Origin of the sequence: Marmoricola sp. URHB0036 (genome assembly GCF_000426045.1) — a bacterium.
Taxonomy (GTDB): Bacteria; Actinomycetota; Actinomycetes; order Propionibacteriales; family Nocardioidaceae; genus Marmoricola.
The window spans coordinates 406055-422278 of the sequence record NZ_KE384490.1 but is presented as its reverse complement, the minus strand read 5'-3'; the positions used below and the strand labels follow the sequence as shown (position 1 = coordinate 422278).

At 71.1% G+C, this 16224-nt stretch carries 16 protein-coding genes; 7 read left to right on the top strand and 9 right to left on the bottom strand.

The features are described from left to right. Positions 1-23 precede the first annotated feature (23 nt). Genes ilvD through H976_RS0122190 form a run of 4 tightly spaced genes read right to left on the bottom strand, consistent with a single transcriptional unit; the run spans position 24 to position 3932 of the window. Entirely contained in the window at positions 24-1706 is a 1683-nt protein-coding gene (gene ilvD / locus H976_RS0122205; RefSeq protein ID WP_027863308.1) for a dihydroxy-acid dehydratase, read from the bottom strand. Next, on the bottom strand, positions 1703-2629 hold the full coding sequence (locus tag H976_RS0122200) for a carbohydrate kinase family protein (protein ID WP_027863307.1): 927 nt from the start codon (positions 2627-2629) through the stop codon (positions 1703-1705). The genes ilvD and H976_RS0122200 overlap by 4 nt, the downstream gene beginning before the upstream one ends. After that, positions 2626-3279, bottom strand: coding sequence for a class II aldolase/adducin family protein (locus H976_RS0122195; protein ID WP_027863306.1), 654 nt, complete (start codon positions 3277-3279; stop codon positions 2626-2628). Before H976_RS0122195 ends, H976_RS0122200 begins: the two co-directional genes overlap by 4 nt. After that, positions 3276-3932, bottom strand: a complete 657-nt coding sequence (locus H976_RS0122190) for a TetR/AcrR family transcriptional regulator (RefSeq protein ID WP_081683116.1) — start codon at positions 3930-3932, stop codon at positions 3276-3278. Before H976_RS0122190 ends, H976_RS0122195 begins: the two co-directional genes overlap by 4 nt. Positions 3933-3997: 65 nt before the next feature. Between H976_RS0122190 and H976_RS0122185 the strand changes: the two genes are divergently transcribed. Beyond that, positions 3998-5044, top strand: a complete 1047-nt coding sequence (locus tag H976_RS0122185) for a hypothetical protein (RefSeq protein ID WP_027863304.1) — start codon at positions 3998-4000, stop codon at positions 5042-5044. Between the two features lie 12 nt (positions 5045-5056). Here H976_RS0122185 and H976_RS0122180 read toward each other — a convergent pair whose 3' ends face one another. Beyond that, entirely contained in the window at positions 5057-6136 is a 1080-nt protein-coding gene (locus H976_RS0122180; protein ID WP_027863303.1) for a glycosyl hydrolase, read from the bottom strand. A gap of 218 nt (positions 6137-6354) precedes the next feature. On the opposite strand from H976_RS0122180, the gene H976_RS0122175 reads away from it, so the two are divergent. The 3 genes from H976_RS0122175 to H976_RS0122165 all read left to right on the top strand — a co-directional run bounded on the left by H976_RS0122175 (position 6355) and on the right by H976_RS0122165 (position 8744). Then, positions 6355-6573, top strand: coding sequence for a hypothetical protein (locus H976_RS0122175; RefSeq protein ID WP_027863302.1), 219 nt, complete (start codon positions 6355-6357; stop codon positions 6571-6573). A 96-nt stretch (positions 6574-6669) separates the two neighbouring features. Continuing rightward, positions 6670-7590, top strand: a complete 921-nt coding sequence (locus H976_RS0122170) for an alpha/beta fold hydrolase (RefSeq protein WP_081683115.1) — start codon at positions 6670-6672, stop codon at positions 7588-7590. A gap of 23 nt (positions 7591-7613) precedes the next feature. Beyond that, the gene (locus H976_RS0122165; protein ID WP_027863300.1) at positions 7614-8744 is read left to right on the top strand and encodes a sorbosone dehydrogenase family protein; all 1131 of its coding nucleotides are present in this window, start codon (positions 7614-7616) and stop codon (positions 8742-8744) included. A 3-nt stretch (positions 8745-8747) separates the two neighbouring features. Here the strand turns inward: H976_RS0122165 and gatB are convergent, their stop codons facing one another. Genes gatB through gatC form a run of 3 tightly spaced genes read right to left on the bottom strand, consistent with a single transcriptional unit; the run spans position 8748 to position 12072 of the window. Further along, positions 8748-10256 carry an Asp-tRNA(Asn)/Glu-tRNA(Gln) amidotransferase subunit GatB gene (gatB, locus tag H976_RS0122160; protein ID WP_027863299.1) on the bottom strand — a complete coding sequence of 503 codons (1509 nt, stop codon included), beginning with the start codon at positions 10254-10256 and terminating at the stop codon, positions 8748-8750. Beyond that, positions 10253-11776, bottom strand: coding sequence for an Asp-tRNA(Asn)/Glu-tRNA(Gln) amidotransferase subunit GatA (gene gatA, locus H976_RS0122155; RefSeq protein WP_027863298.1), 1524 nt, complete (start codon positions 11774-11776; stop codon positions 10253-10255). Before gatA ends, gatB begins: the two co-directional genes overlap by 4 nt. Then, positions 11773-12072: an Asp-tRNA(Asn)/Glu-tRNA(Gln) amidotransferase subunit GatC gene (gene gatC / locus H976_RS0122150; protein WP_027863297.1), complete on the bottom strand. Its 300-nt coding sequence runs from the start codon at positions 12070-12072 to the stop codon at positions 11773-11775. The genes gatA and gatC overlap by 4 nt, the downstream gene beginning before the upstream one ends. A gap of 85 nt (positions 12073-12157) precedes the next feature. On the opposite strand from gatC, the gene H976_RS0122145 reads away from it, so the two are divergent. The 3 genes from H976_RS0122145 to H976_RS0122135 are packed head-to-tail and all read left to right on the top strand — an operon-like array spanning position 12158 to position 15429. Then, complete coding sequence (locus H976_RS0122145) at positions 12158-13318, top strand: type III PLP-dependent enzyme (protein WP_081683114.1); 1161 nt, start codon at positions 12158-12160, stop codon at positions 13316-13318. A 1-nt stretch (position 13319) separates the two neighbouring features. Then, positions 13320-14639 (top strand): MFS transporter, encoded by a 1320-nt coding sequence (locus tag H976_RS0122140; RefSeq protein WP_027863295.1) that lies wholly within the window; start codon positions 13320-13322, stop codon positions 14637-14639. Further along, positions 14530-15429, top strand: a complete 900-nt coding sequence (locus H976_RS0122135) for an SGNH/GDSL hydrolase family protein (protein WP_027863294.1) — start codon at positions 14530-14532, stop codon at positions 15427-15429. Before H976_RS0122140 ends, H976_RS0122135 begins: the two co-directional genes overlap by 110 nt. A 16-nt stretch (positions 15430-15445) precedes the next feature. Here the strand turns inward: H976_RS0122135 and H976_RS28070 are convergent, their stop codons facing one another. Next, positions 15446-16222 carry a YrhK family protein gene (locus H976_RS28070; RefSeq protein ID WP_027863293.1) on the bottom strand — a complete coding sequence of 259 codons (777 nt, stop codon included), beginning with the start codon at positions 16220-16222 and terminating at the stop codon, positions 15446-15448. Between the last annotated feature and the right edge of the window lie 2 nt (positions 16223-16224).

Below are 16224 nucleotides of genomic sequence, written 5' to 3'. Positions count from 1 at the left end.
CCCAGCCAAGCACGGGGGGCTGGTCAGCCGCAGACGGCGCCGTGAGCAGCCGACTGGACGACCTTGGCGTACTTGCCGAGAACGCCGCGGGTGTACTTGGGCTCGTTGGGGGTCCAGCCGTCCTGGCGGGAGGCGAGCTCGGACTCCTCGATCGCGACGTCGAGGGTGCGGTTGGCGACGTCAAGGGTGATCTGGTCGCCGTCGCGCACGAAGGCGATGGGTCCCGCGTCGACGGCCTCGGGGGCGATGTGGCCCACACACAGGCCCGTCGTACCGCCCGAGAAGCGGCCGTCGGTGATCAGCAGGACGTCCTTGCCGAGCCCGGCGCCCTTGATGGCACCGGTGATCGCGAGCATCTCGCGCATCCCCGGCCCGCCCTTGGGACCCTCGTAGCGGATCACCACGACGTCGCCGGCGACAATTTGCTTCTGCTCGAGGGCGTCCATCGCGGCGCGCTCGCCGTCGAAGACCCGTGCGGTGCCGGTGAAGGTGGAGTCGTCGAAGCCGGCCGACTTCACGACCGCTCCCTCGGGAGCGAGCGTGCCCTTCAGGATCGTGAGCCCGCCGGTGGCGTGGATCGGCTTGTCGAGCGGGCGGATCACCTCACCGTCGATGCCGTTGGGGGCGAGCGCCTCGAGGTTCTCGCGCATCGTCTTGCCGGTGACGGTGAGGCAGCCGCCGTGCATCAGGCCGGCGTCGAGCAGCGCTTTCATCACGACCGGGATGCCGCCGATCTTGTCGACGTCGTTCATCACGAACCGGCCGAACGGCTTGAGGTCGCCGAGGTGCGGCACCTTGTCGCCGATGCGGTTGAAGTCGTCGATGGTCAGGTCGACCTCGGCCTCGCGGGCGATCGCCAGCAGGTGGAGTACGGCGTTGGTGGAGCCGCCGAGGGCCATCACGACGGCGATCGCGTTCTCGAAGGCCTCCATGGTCAGGATCTGGCGGGCGGTGATGCCCTGGCGCAGCATCTCCACCACGGCCTCGCCGGAGCGATGGGCGAACCCGTCGCGACGACGGTCCACGGCCGGCGGGGCGGCCGAGCCGGGCAGGCTCATCCCGAGCGCCTCGGCGACGGCGGCCATCGTGTTGGCGGTGTACATGCCGCCACACGCACCTTCCCCCGGGCAGATCGCACGCTCGATCTCGTCGACCCGCTCGCGCGAGATCTTCCCGGCCAGGCAGGCACCGACGGCCTCGAAGGCGTCGATGATCGTCACGTCCTGGCCGTCGACCTGGCCCGGCATGATCGAACCGGCGTACAGGAACACCGAGGCGAGGTCGAGCCGCGCGGCGGCCATCAGCATGCCGGGCAGCGACTTGTCGCAACCGGCCAGCAGCACCGAGCCGTCGAGCCGCTCGGCCATCATCACCGTCTCCACGGAGTCGGCGATCACCTCGCGCGAGACCAGGGAGAAGTGCATCCCTTCGTGGCCCATCGAGATGCCGTCGGAGACCGAGATGGTCCCGAACTCGAGCGGGTAGCCCTGGGCGGCGTGCACACCGTTCTTCACGGCCTGCGCCAGCCGCTGGAGCGACAGGTTGCACGGGGTGATCTCGTTCCAGCTCGAGGCCACCCCGATCTGCGGCTTGACCCAGTCGTCGTCGCCCATGCCTACGGCACGGAGCATTCCCCGGGCGGCGGCCTTCTCCAGACCGTCCGTGACGTCGCGGGAACGGGGCTTGATGTCGGGCGTCTCGGTCATGCCCCGAGATTAGTGCTCGCGAAGGCCTGGACGCTCTCGAGGGTGTAGTCCCCCGCGTCGGTGCCCAGCCCCTGCGCCACCTGCGCGGCGGTCGCGCAGCCGAGCTCGGCCGCTCCCCGGAGGTCGAGACCCAGCGAGAGGCCACGCAGGAAGCCGGCCGAGAACGCGTCGCCGCAGCCGGTGGTGTCCACCACGTCGATGTCGTACGCCGGCACCTCGATCGTCTCGTCGGCGGTGACGACCAGCGCACCCTTGGCTCCCTGGGTCACGGCCACGCAGCCCACGCCACGCTCGACGAGGGCTCGTGCACCGTCGTCCAGCGAGGACGCGCCGGTGAAGCCGAGGACCTGCTCGTCGTTGGGCAGCAGGTAGTCGGCGTGGGGCAAGGCATCGGCGATCCAGGCCAGCATGTCGGGGTCACCCGGAGCCAGGATGTCGAGCGAGGTGGTCGCTCCGATCGAGCGGGCATGTGCGAGCAGCCTGCCGGCCGCCTCGCCTCCGAGGAACTCCGGACCGCCGAGGTGCACGTGGGTGCTGCCGTCGAGTGCCGTGAGGTCGAGGTCGTCGAGGGTGAAGGCACCGTTGGCTCCGATGCAGTGCCAGGCCGGGCGGTCGCCGTTGGGCCGCACCGGAATCACCGACGAGGAGGTCTGCTGGTCGGCCTTGCGCACCAGACCCGAGACGTCGATGCCCTCGCGGGCGAGCAGTGCGAGCAGGCTGTCCGCGATCGGGTCGTCGCCCACGGCACCGAAGCTGTGCACCTCCGCACCGAGGCGGCTGAGCACGACCGCCGTACCTCCTGCGGTGCCGGCCGGCGAGAACCGGATCGTCTCGACCAGCTGGCCGTCCGAGCCGTCGGGGATCGACTCGATGCCGATGACGTGGGTGTCGAGGACGTGCACGCCGACGGTGGCGATCTTCATGGGTTCTCCTGGGTGATCTCTGCGGTGGTGCCGTAGCTGCGGGCGAGGGCCTGGGTGATGACGTCTGCCTGCTGCTGCTCGCTGAGCACGCGCGGCGCGCCGAGGGCAGACGCGCGCTGGTGGAGGGCGGCCAGCCACTCCAGCAGCAGCGCGTTCTCGACGGCCTTGTCGAGCGAGCTCCCGACGGCGACCGAGCCGTGGTTGGCCATCAGCGCGGCCTGCCGGTCGGTGAGGGCGGCAGTCACGTGGGACGCCAGACCGGGCGTCCCGAAGGTGGCGTACGGCGCGACCCGGATGGTGCCGCCGAGCAGCAGCTGTTGGTAGTGCAGCACCGGCAGCTCGTCGAGGACACAGGCCACCGCGGTCGAGAACGGCGCGTGGGTGTGTACGACGGAACCGGTGCCGGTAGCGGCGTACACGGACAGGTGGAGGTCGAGCTCGGAAGTCGGCAGCAGGGTGCCCTCGACGACCTCGCCGGTCGGCGTGACGACCGTGACCTGCTCGGGTGTGCAGTCGGCGAGGACCACCCCGGTCGCGGTCACGGCGATGCGGTCGCCCTCGCGGGCCGAGACGTTCCCGGCCGTGCCGATGAGCAGACCCTCGGTGGCCAGCCGGCGGGCTGCCCCGGCCACGTCGTCACGAAGCGTCACTGGCGGATCCCCTTACGCCCCTTCGCGGTGGCGTAGCGGTCGAGGTAGGAGCTGACGAGGACGACGCCCTCCTCGATCAGCTCGGGGTCACCGTGGTCGTCCTCGGCGAAGGCGAGCTGGAAGATCCGGTCGCCGACCTCGACGGCCAGGTGCGCGATCTTCCCGGTCAGTCGCTCGTCGGCGAGCCCGGCGTCGATCGCGAAGGCCCGCAGGTTCTCGGCCACGCGCTGGTTGTGCTCGCGGCCGAACTGGTGCACGGCCTGGTTGGTGCGGCCGCGCAGGTAGATCTCCACGAAGGCCGGGCGGCGGTGGTAGACGCTGACGAACGCCAGCATCGTCGTACGCACCAGCGTGTCCACGGAGAGGACCCTCAGTGCGGCGAGGTCCTCGGCGACCTGGGCGTCCATCTCGTCCATGTCGCGCTGGGCGAGGGCGAGCAGGACGTCCTCCTTGTCGTTGAAGTACTGGTAGAGCGAGGCCACCGGGGCCTCGGCCGCATCGGCGATGTCGCGCGTGGTCAGGGCGTCGACACCGCGCTCGACCACGATCCGGGCGGCGGCGTCGAGGAGTCCCTCGACCCGGCGACGGCTCCGTTCCTGTCGAGGGACCCGTCGCCTCGGCGATGTGGTCCAGGTCGCATCCACCACAGGCATGTGGCGAGTGTAGGGTCTGAACCTGAATCTGACACTTATTCAGGTTGTTCGTCACAGGAGTCGCCATGCCCCAGCACCCAGTCGTACGACGCGCGGCCGCCCTGGTCCTGGTGGGGTTCCTCGCCATGTCGCTCTGCTCCCCCGCCTCGGCGGCTGCTCGGCCACGCGGCGACACCCGGGTCTTCGCATCGATGCCGGCACCCGGCTTCCCGGCGTACGTGCACGTGCACACCAACGGTCGGGTCTACGCCGGCAGCTACGTCGACTCCGGCAGCACCGCGCCCTCCACGGTCGTCGAGTGGAGCGCCGACGGCAGGCAGCTCCGCTCCTGGACGGTGCCCGGCCAGGTCCTGGACGAGGACCACGGGGTGCAGGTCGCCAACCAGACCCACGACGGGAAGCTGGTACTGCTCGAGACCTCGACCGCGTCGGTCCTGACCCTCGACGTGCGCACCGGTCGGTTCCGGCGGGTGGTCCGCTTCCCCGACGGGACCGTGCCCAACTACGCGACCTGGGGGCCGGGCGGGAACCTGTTCGTCACCGACTACGGCCACGGGGTCATCTGGAAGGTGCCGCACGGTTCGCCCACCCCCCAGCGGTGGTTCAGCTCGCCGGCCCTGTCGTCGGTCGAGTTCGGTACGACGGGCATCCGCTACCGCGCCGCCTCGCACGACCTCCTGATCAGCCAGCAGACCTCCACCGACGGGGCCTCGCTGCCGACCAACGGACACCTCTACCGGCTGCCGGTCGACACCGGGGGGCGGCCCGGCACCCTGCGGACGCTGTGGACCTCCCGGCCCGGTGACCTGCCCGACGGCTTCGGCATCGCCCGCTCCGGGCACGTGTACGTCGCCCTGTCCGGGCTGTCCAACCAGGTGGTGGAGCTGAGTGCCACGGGTCAGGAGATCACCAGGTTCGGGCAGCCGATCACCGGCGACAACGCATCGACGGTGCCCTTCGACACCCCGTGCAGCGCGACCTTCTTCGGCACCCGGGTGCTGGTCGCCAACCAGTCGGCCGTGGCCGGCGACGCCTCCCACCAGGCCATCCTCGACGTCGAGGTCGGCAAGCCGGGGCTGCCGGCGTACCTGCCGACGACCGCGACCTTCTAGATCACCCGGCTACTAGATCACTCCGGCCCGGACCACCATCACGTCGGGCAGGTTGGCGGCGACGTCGTGCCAGGTCTCGCCGGAGTCGGCCGAGCCCCAGACGCTGCCGTTGCGGCCGCCGAAGTAGAGGCCCGCCGGGTCGTGGGTGTCGGCGCACATGGCATCACGCATCACCGCTGCGTAGAAGGCCTCGGGCAGACCTTCGCCCAGCGGCTCCCACGTCTCCCCGGCGTCGCGGGAGCGCCACACGCGCGGGCGGCCCTCGGGCGGGAAGCGCGAGTCGCCACCTCCGATGGGGAACACGAAGACGGTGTCGGGCTCGTGCGGGTGCACCACGATCGGGAACCCGAAGTCGGACGGCAGCCCCTCGGCGATCGAGACCCAGGTCTCACCCTCGTCGTCGGAGCGGTAGACGCCGCCGTGGTTCTGGGCGAACAGCCGCCGCGGGTTGGAGGGATGACGGGTCACCTTGTGCACGCACTGGCCGAACTCGGGGTACTGCTGGCCCTCGGGGAGGAACTCGGCCCGGATGCCGTGGTTGCGCGGCTCCCAGGAGGCTCCCCCGTCGTGGGTCTGGTAGACACCGCCGGTCGAGAGGGCCACGGTCACCGACTCGCTGTCCTGCGGGTGTGGGAGCAGGGTGTGGAACGCCTGGCCGCCGAAGCCGGCACCCCACTCGGTGCGGTGGGGGTGCTCCCACAGCGCACGCTCGAGGTCGAAGGTGGCGCCCCCATCGGTGGACTTGAAGACGGCGGCCGGCTCGGTGCCGGCGTACACCACCTCGGGCTCGGGTCCGGGGACGAGCTGCCAGACGCGCTCGACCGAGGCGTCGAGACCCTCGGGGAAGCCGATGGGGTGCTCCTGCCAGCTCTGGCCGAGGTCGTCGGAGCTGAACACCTGGGGGCCGGTCCAGCTCAGCGAGGCGCCGACCAGCAGGCGTGGTCGCTCCCCCCGGGTGTCGACGAGGCAGGAGTAGATCTCCATCATCGGGAAGTGGGGACCCTCGATGGTCCACCGCTGGCGGAGCGCGTCGGACCTGCCGAGCCACAGGCCCTTGCGCGTCCCGATCATCAACAACGTCTCGTCAGGCATTCCTGACCTCCTCGCCTCGAGTCGCAATGTAGACCCGGGCACGGACACGAACTCATCGGTTGCGCACAGGTTCGTCCACAGGTACCCGGCCCGGACCCGGTTTTGTTCACACACCCGTCACACAGGCGTGACGCCCGGGACTCCACCGTTGCCTAGTTTTGAGGCACTGCGGGGGGACGGGCCGCTCGGGGCCCACCCGCTGAGCAAGGGAGATCCTCATGAACCAGCTCGTCGGACCGCTGTTCGCGCCGCTCCAGCGCTGGGCGGAGAACAGCCAGCGCCAGGCGTGCCGCAACGCCATGGTGGCCTCCACGGCCCTGGCGGCCGGCCGACGGGAACGGGACGAGACGCAGGAGTTCGTCGACTCGGTGCTCGCCCGACGTGCTCGCCGGGCCGGTGCCGCGCCTCCCTCTCTCCCTGCGGCCCGGCTCGGCTGAGGCGGCTCCGACCGCTCCGACCGCTCCGGCACCCGGCCGCGGTGACCTCAGCCACGAATCCGCCCCGCGGACGGGTTGGTGGGGGACAATCCAGCCATGTCCGCTGCCCAGACGCTGCACGTGGCGCCCTCCGTCGACGACGGCTTGGCCCTGCGCCACTACACGGTCACCAGCGGTGACGGCACCAGGCTCCAGGCCTGGACCAACGACGTCGACGGGCCGACCGTGCTGTTGTGCAACGGGCTCGGCACCAACCCCTACAGCTGGCCCGCCCTGCTCGACCCCGCGTGCGGGGTCCGGGTGATCTCCTGGAACCACCGCGGCACCGGCGGGTCAGAGCGTCCCGTCGACACCGAGCACGTCGGCATCGACGCCTTCGCCGAGGACGCCATCGCGGTGCTCGACGACGCCGGGGTCGACGCCTGCGTGCTGATGGGCTGGTCGATGGGGGTCAACACGATGTTCGAGGTGGCGGTGCGCCATCCGGAGCGGGTCACCGGCCTGTTCGCGGTGGGCGGCGTCCCGGGCGACACGTTCGCCTCGATGCTCGCGCCGGTCTTCGTGCCCCGCCCGACCCGCAAGCCGATCACCGTCAACGCGGCCCGGGTGATGAAGCTGATCGGCAAGCCGCTCACCCAGATCGCCTCCCGACTGCCGGTCGGGCCGGTCTCCATCCAGGTGATGACGCACAGCGGCTTCATGCTGCCGATGCCCGACCCGGAGCTCGCCCGTCGCGCGATCAAGGAGTTCCTGACCACTCCGATCGACTGGTACATGCACCTGGCGCTGCACTCCTCGTTGCACCTACGGGTCTCGCTGCGCACCATCGACGTCCCGACCAGCTTCCTCGCCGGCAAGTACGACATCCTCGCCTCCTCCCACGACATGTCGACCGCTGCCGAGCGGATCCCCGGGGCGACGTACGTGGAGATCGGGGCCACCCATTTCATCTCGATGGAGAAGCCGACCGAGGTGCACGAGGCGTTGCTCGACCTTCTCGACCGGGTGCCCGAGTAGGCGTCGCTGGCTACCCTCGCCAGATGAAGCGGCCCCTCGCGCTCGTCCTGGTTGCGCTGGTGCTCACCGCGTGCGCGCACGTCGACCCGTCGGCCGACAAGAAGGTGGAAGGCAGCGGTACGCCGTCCCCGGAACCGTCCGCTACGCCCACCCCCACTCCGACCCCGACGCCCTCGCCGGCGGCCTCCGCCGCACCCAAGGTCATCGGCACCATCGCCGACCACCTCGCCGTGCCGTGGGGCATCGCCTTCCTGCCCGACGGTTCGGCCCTGGTCACCGAGCGCGACTCCGGTCGGGTCCTGCAGATCACCGGCCGCCAGGTGACCGAGGTCGGTCGGGTCGAGGAGGCCGAGCCCAACGGTGAGGCCGGTTTGCTCGGCGTCGCGGTCTCACCGTCGTACGAACGGGACAAGCGGGTGTTCTTCTACGCCACCGCCCAGGATGACAACCGGGTCCTGCGCACCACGTTCACCAACGGGAAGCTCGGGCCCCTGCGGCCGATCCTGACCGGCATCCCGAAGGCGGGGAACCACGACGGCGGGCGGATGATCTTCGGCCCGGACGGCTGGCTCTACGTCTCGACCGGCGAGGCCGGCCAGCCCGAGCTCGCGCAGGACATGGACTCACTCGGCGGCAAGATCCTGCGCATCGGCCAGGACGGGAAGCCGGCGGAGGGGAACCCCGACCCGTCGTCGCCGATCTGGACCGCCGGTCACCGCAACGTGCAGGGACTCGCGTTCGACCACGAGGGCAACCTGTGGGCCTCCGAGTTCGGCCAGGACACGTGGGACGAGCTCAACCTGATCAAGCGTGGCTTCAACTACGGCTGGCCCGAGGTCGAGGGCAAGGGCAGCGACACTCCGAGGTTCACCGACCCGCAGGTGCAGTGGCACACCGACGAGGCCTCACCGTCGGGCCTCGCCTTCCTCGACGGGAAGCTCTGGCTCGGCGCGCTGCGCGGCGAGCGGCTCTGGCGGATCGACGTCCACGGGCAGAAGGTCAGCGCCGAGAAGTCGTTCTTCGTCGGGAAGTACGGCCGGATGCGCACCGTCGCCGCCGCCCCCGACGGCAACCTCTGGGTCACCACGTCCAACCGCGACGGCCGTGGCGAGCCGGCCGCGCAGGACGACCGGATCCTGCTCGTCCGCCCCTGAGCCCTACGACAACCGCTCGAGGATCAGCTCGCGGACCCGGCCGGCGTCGGCCTGGCCGCGCATCTCCTTCATCACGGCGCCGATCAGGGCACCGGCGGCCGCCACCTTGCCGTCGCGGATCTTCTCGGCGACGTCGGGGTTGGCCTCGATCGCGCGGTCGACGGCCTCGCCGAGGGCGCCCTCGTCGGAGACGATCGCCAGCCTGCGGGCGGCGACCACCTCGTCGGGCGTGCCCTCGCCGGCGAGTACGCCGTCGAAGACCTGCCGGGCCAGCTTGTCGTTGATCGAGCCGTCGTCGACGAGGGCCTGGATGCGGGCCACGTCGGCCGGCGTGATCGGCAGGGCGGAGATCTCGGTGTTCTGCTCGTTGGCGCGGCGAGCCAGCTCGGATAGCCACCACTTGCGGGCAGCCTGCGGGGAGGCACCGGCGGCGATGGTCTCCTCGACCAGGCCGAGGGCCCCGGCACCCACGGTGTCGCGCATCTCGAGGTCGGAGAAGCCCCAGTCGGCCTGCAGCCGGGCGCGACGCTCGCGCGGCGGCTCGGGCAGCGAGCCACGCAGCTCCTCGACCCACTCGCGCGACGGCGCGACCGGGACGAGGTCGGGCTCGGGGAAGTAGCGGTAGTCCTCGGCGTCGGACTTCTCACGCCCCGACGTGGTGATGCCGGTGTCCTCGTGCCAGTGCCGCGTCTCCTGCAGGATCGAGCCGCCGGCGGCCAGGATCGCGGCGTGACGACCGATCTCGTAGCGCGCCGCCCGCTCGACCGAGCGCAGCGAGTTGACGTTCTTGGTCTCGGTGCGGGTGCCGAGCTGGCCCGAGCCGGTCGGCGCGAGTGAGAGGTTGACGTCGCAGCGCAGTGATCCCTGCTCCATGCGTACGTCGGAGACACCGAGGCCGAGGATCAGCTCGCGCAGATGGGCGACGTAGGCACGGGCCACGGCCGGCGCCTTCTCGCGCGTCCCCATGATCGGCTTGGTGACGATCTCGATCAGGGGGATGCCGGCGCGGTTGTAGTCGACGAGGGAGTACTCCGCGCCGTGGATGCGGCCGGTGGCGCCACCGACGTGCAGCGACTTGCCGGTGTCCTCCTCCATGTGGGCGCGCTCAATCTCGATGCGGAAGGTCTCGACCCCGTTCTCTCCTGGGACCTCGACGTCGGTCCAGCCCTCGAAGGCGATCGGCTCGTCGTACTGCGAGGTCTGGAAGTTCTTCGGCATGTCCGGGTAGAAGTAGTTCTTCCGCGCGAACCGGCACCACTCGGCGATCTCGCAGTTCAACGCCAGACCGATGCGGATGGCCGACTCGACGGCCTTGCCGTTGACCACCGGCATCGACCCCGGCAGGCCGAGGCAGGTCGGACAGGTCTGGGTGTTGGGCTCGCCGCCGAAGGTCGCCGGGCAGCCACAGAACATCTTCGTGTTGGTGTTGAGCTCGACGTGGACCTCGAGCCCCAGCGCCGGGTCGTAAGCCGCGAGCGCGTCGTCGAACGAGAGCAGCTCTGCCGTCGTCATCGGGCCACCGCCTTGTCCAGCTTGTCGGGATCGAGCAACGGTCCGCCCCACTGCTGCTCCAGCAGCGTCTCGAGCGCGGCACCGACGCGGTAGAGCCGGTCGTCCGCCAGGGCGGGAGCCAGCACCTGGAAGCCGACCGGCAGGTCGTCCTCGGGTGCGAGACCGGCCGGCACGGAGAGCCCGGGGACGCCGGCCAGGTTGGCCGGGATGGTGGCGATGTCGTTGAGGTACATCGCCAGCGGGTCGTCCAGCTTCTCCCCCAGCCTGAACGCTGTGGTCGGCGCGGTCGGCGAGACCAGCACGTCGGCCTGCTCGAAGGCGCGCTCGAAGTCGCGACTGATCAGGGTGCGCACCTTCTGGGCCTGGCCGTAGTAGGCGTCGTAGTAGCCGCTGGACAGCGCGTAGGTGCCCAGGATGATGCGCCGCTTCACCTCGTCACCGAAGCCGGCGTCGCGGGTCGCGCGCATCACCTCCTCCGCGCTCGGCGCCTCCACCCCCTCGGGCAGCACCCGCAGGCCGTAGCGCATCGCGTCGAAGCGGGCGAGGTTGGAGGAGGCCTCGCTCGGCATGATCAGGTAGTACGCCGCCAGGGCGTGCACGAAGTTGGGGCAGCTCACCTGCACGATCTCGGCACCGGCCTTGACCAGCAGCTCGACCGCCTCGTCGAAGCGCTGCTGCACGCCGGCCTGGTAGCCCTCGCCACCCAGCTCGGCCACCACGCCCACCCGCAGGCCGGCGAGGTCTCCGGTCACTCCGGAGTACGCCGACTCCGCGACCAGCGGGACCGGCTGGTCGATGCTCGTCGAGTCGAGGGGGTCGTGCCCGCCGACGATCTCGTGCAGCAGGGCGGCGTCGAGGACGGTGCGTGTGACCGGACCGGCCTGGTCGAGCGAGTTGGCCATCGCCACCAGTCCGTAGCGGGAGATCCCGCCGTAGGTCGGCTTGACGCCGACGGTGCCGGTGACGGCGCCCGGCTGGCGGATCGAGCCGCCGGTGTCGGTGCCGATCGCGAGCGGCGCCATGAAGGCGGCCACCGCCGCGGCGGAACCGCCGCCGGAGCCTCCGGGGATGCGGTCGAGGTCCCACGGGTTGCGGGTGGGCCCGTAGGCCGAGTGCTCGGTCGAGGAGCCCATCGCGAACTCGTCCATGTTGGTCTTGCCGAGGATCGGGAGCCCGGCTTGCCTGAGGCGCCGGACCACCGTGGCGTCGTACGGCGGGATCCAGCCCTCGAGGATCTTCGAGCCGCAGGTGGTGGGCAGGCCCTCGGTCGCGAGCACGTCCTTGACCGCGACCGGGACGCCGTCGAGACGGGAACGGATGTCTCCCGTGGCCCGCCGCTCGTCGGAGTCGCGGGCGGCGGCCAGCGCCCCCTCGGCGTCGACGTGCAGGAACGCGTGCACGTCGGCGTCGACGGCCGCGATCCGGTCGAGGAAGGCCTGGGTGATCTCGACGCTCGTCGTCTCGCCCGCCCCGAGCGCCGTGGCGAGGTCGGAGGCGCTCCGGGTGATCAGGGTGTTCACTGCTCGTCCCCGAGGATGCGGGGTACGGCGAAGCGCTGGTCCTCCACCGCCGGAGCGCCGGACAGGGCCTGCTCGGGGGTGAGGCACGGGACCTCGACGTCCTCGCGGAACACGTTGGTCACCGGGATCGGGTGCGAGGTCGGCGGGATGTCCTCGGCGGCGACCTCGTTGATCGAGGCGACCGACTCGAGGATCACCGACAGCTGCGGCGCCAGGTGGTCGAGCTCGGCGTCGTCGAGGTCGATGCGGGCGAGGTCGGCCAGATGGCGCACCTCGTCGCGGGTGATCTCAGGCATGGCCGCAATCCTAGGCGCCGGGCTGCAGGCGTATCTGCCGGGCCACCGGCGCACTCCTCCGGGCAACGAGTCCCCAGGAGACGCGATGACCAGCACGCTCCCGCACCGACTTCCCCGCCAGCGCACCGCCGAGGTGGCACCCTCGCGCACCACGCCGTACCTCGAGCTGGACGTGCTAGCCGCCGTGCGTCACTTCGTCGACCTTGCGGCCGCACTCCCCGGGACGGCCGTGCACTACGCCGTCAAGGCCAACCCGCACCCGCAGCTGCTCCGCGAGCTCGCCGCCGTCGGGTGCCGGTTCGACGTCGCCAGTCCGGTCGAGGTCCGAGCGGCGCTGGCCGCGGGTGCGACTCCCGACGACCTCGTCTACTCCAACCCGGTCAAGCGGCGCGACCACGTCGTCGAGGCGGCAGCGCTCGGGGTCCGGCTGTTCGTCGTGGACTCCCTCGACGAGGTCGACAAGGTGGCCGAGGCCGCCCCCGGGAGCCGCGTGCTGTGCCGACTCCTGACGTCCGGCGAGGGCTCCGACTGGCCGCTCTCACGCAAGTACGGCTGCTCGACGTACGAAGCGGTCGAGGTGCTCACCCTCGCCGACCAGCTCGGCCTCGAGGCCGCCGGCGTCTCCTTCCACGTCGGGTCGCAGCAGCGCGACCCCGAGGCGTGGGCCGGACCGATCGCGGCCTCCGCGCGCGTCTTCGAGCTGCTCCGCACCCGCGGGATCTTCCCCACCGTCCTGGACCTCGGTGGCGGCTTCCCGGCCTCCCACGAGGAGGGCTGCCGCCCGGTCTCGTCGTACGGCGAAGCCATCGACCGCCACCTCCGACACTCCTTCGGCGAGGACCGCCCCGAGACCCTGGTCGAGCCGGGACGCGGCATCGTCGGTGACGCCGGGACTCTCGTCGCCTCGGTCATCGGTGTCATCGACCGGGGCGGGGTGCGCTGGGTCTACCTCGACGCCGGCGTCTTCACCGGGCTGGTCGAGACCCTCGAGGAGGCGATCCGCTACCGGATCACCACCTCCGCCGAGGAAGCCGCCGAGGGTGCCGCCACGCGACCGTGCGTGCTGGCCGGGCCGACCTGCGACAGCGCCGACGTGCTCTACCAGGACCGGATGGTCGACCTGCCGGTCAGCCTCTGCGAGGGCGACGAGGTCCGGCTGCTCTCGTCGGGCGCCTACACCAGCTGCTACTCGACCGTGGGGTTCAACGGGTTCGCCCCGTTGCCGACCTTCCTCCTGGATCGATGAGATGTCCCGTCTCGACGGGACCACCCGTCGCGCCATCGTCGCCCACGCCATCGGAGCCCTCGCCGTCGCGCTCCCCTGGCCGCTGCTGCTCGTCCTGGTCGCGGCCAACACCGACAACCCGTGGCTGCTCGGCCTGGCCGGCAGCGCCCGGATGCTGCCCTACGTCGCGATCTCCTGGCTGACCGCCCGCCTGGCCGACGCGATGCGCCGTGACCTCATCGTGCGGGCCACCCTGCTGGCTCGCGGTGTGCTGCTGACCGCGACCGCACTGGCCGTGGTGGCCGAGCGCCCGTGGGTGGCGGTGGTCTGCTGCACCCTGGCCGTCGCGATCGCGACGCCTGCCTATCCCGCGATGGTGGCCGCGATGCCCGGAATAGCCGGTGCACGACGCCGCTCGGCCACCGACCTGCTCGTCACGGTCGAGGTCGGCGCGTTCGTCGTCGGTGCCGCCGTCGGCGGGCTGCTGCTGGGCTCGGCCACCCGCGACGTGCTGCCCTGGGTCCCGGTCGCCATGACCGTCGTCGCCCTGGTGCTGATCCTGCCGGTCACCATGCCGGCCCCCCGTCGACGTCAGGGTCGCGACCGGCGTCCCTCGGCGTACGCAGCCTTGCGACGCGCGCCTTCTGCCTGGCGCGCGATCGCGGTGATGGCCGCGGTGAACCTGGGCATCTCGCTGGTCGCACTGGCCCTGCTCCCGATGGCGTTGGACTCCTGGTCCTCCGACGCCGCGGGCTACGGGCTGGCCACCGGGGTGCTCGGGTTCGCCGCTCTCGGCGCGCCACTGCTCCGCCGGATCGGCGCGACCCCGGTCGTGTCGATGCGGCGCGGCCTGTTCCTGGTCGCGCTCGGCGTGCTGCTCGTCGTCCCCGCCCCCTCGATCGGGTGGGCGCTCGTCCCGCTCGCCCTCGCCGGTGCCGCCGCGGTCAGCGTCGAGGCAGCCGCCACGAGCGTGCTGCAGGAGGAGGTCTCCGACGAGGTCAGGGCTTCCGTCTTCGGGCTGAACGACAGCGTCATCGTGGCGGCCGCGCTCGTCGGTTCACTGCTGGCGCCGGTGTCGGTCGAGGTGGTCGGCGGTGGTCCTGCCCTCACCGTGACCGCGGTCGGCCTCGCGCTCGCGGCCTGGTGGGCCCGGGCCTCGGCCGCGACTCCCAGCGTCCGGCTACCGTCGGTGGTCAGCGAGAAGGAGACCGATGACGACGCGCAGACGCCAGATGGCGTCCCGAAGAGGGGCGGCCCTCCTCACGTGCCTGCTCAGCGGACTCCTGCTGACCGGCTGCTCGACGTCGACAGCCGAGGGCACGCAGCCGAGCGGATCCGGTGACACCGCCCTGGTGCCCAGCGCGCCGCCCACGAGCCTGAGGTACGTCGCCCTCGGCGACTCCTACGTGGCCGCACCACTCGTGCCCGTCACCGACGTGGCCAACGGCTGCTTCCGCTCCTCGTCGAACTACCCCTCGGTCGTGGCCAAGAAGCTCGGAGCAAAGCTCGAGGACCGCAGCTGCGCCGGAGCGAGCACCAAGGACTTCGAGCAGAGCCAGTACCCCGGCATCCCCCCACAGCTGACTGCGCTCAAGCCGAGCACCGACGTCGTGACGGTCGGGATCGGCGGCAACGACGAGAAGGTCTTCGGCCGGCTGGTCGGTCGATGCCCGGCGCTGCGGGCCAGCGACCCCGGCGGCGCGCCGTGCCAGGCCGCGATGGACGTGTCCGGGAAGGACTCCCTGCTCGGTGCTCTGGACCGCACGGGCGTCGTCGTCACCCGGCTGCTCCGCGACGTCCACCAGCGATCACCGAAGGCGCAGGTGCTCGTGGTCGGCTACCCCCAGATCGTCTCGGCCACCAACGCCTGCCCCGAGCTCCCCCTCGCCCGGGGTGACTACGCCTATGCCGAGCGGATCAACCTCGCGCTCACCGAGATGCTGCGCAAGGCGGCCAGGGCGTCGAAGTCGCAGTACGTCGACGTGTGGACCGCGAGCAAGGGTCATGACATCTGCTCGGATGACCCGTGGATCAACGGCTCGGTCGACAACGAACGGCAGGCCGCGCGCTACCACCCGTTCGCCAAGGAGCAGGCCGCTGTCGCCGACCTGGTGGTCCGAGCCATCCGCTGACCCGGAGTCCGCAGGTTCAGTCAGGCCTGCCCTCGCCCATCATCAGCAGTGAGGCGACCAGGAAGCACACCGCTCCGAGGACGGTCCCGCCGTTCGCGAGCTGCACGTGCGAGATCGACCCCGACGGGTCGTAGTGCGCACCGACGGCCGACAGCCCGAAGAAGACCGAGCCCCACATGTTGAGCGCGGTGATGTGCCAGTCGCGCTCGCCCGGCCGCCAGGACCACCAGCGGTGGCCGGCCTCGACGAAGGCGAGGGCCGAGGCGACCAGGAAGCACACCGAGCCCAGGGCATCGGGACGCCAGACGATCCGGTTGGCCAGGTCAGTGGGTACGTCGAACAGGCCCGCGAAGGTGGTCACGTTGAAGTAGAGCGTGCCGACCAGCTGGATCGAGGCGGCCCAGAACCCGAGGTGGCGAGGCATCCATCCGAACCATCGGTGCCCGTCCTCGCGTACCACCTGTACGTAGGTCAGGTAGCCGGCCGTGGTGAAGAACAACGAGCCGACGAAGAAGGTGTAGGCATCGGCGCGGGCACCGACCGCCTCGGCGTACGCCGGAAGCGGGCCGACGACGAAGCAGACCGATCCCACCGCGAACAACAACGCCGTCCACCAGGTGAGGCCGCGTCCGTGGACCTTCCGGTGGGCCCGTGCCTGCCAGTGCACGACGCGACCGTCGGAGCGCACGTACCGCACCCGCGTCACGAAGGGTCGCGGCCCGTCGGTCGTCACCTCGGTGGCGTCGGCCGGTACCCGGATCGGTAACCCGGAGAGGGCGGTGCCGGCGGCCATGA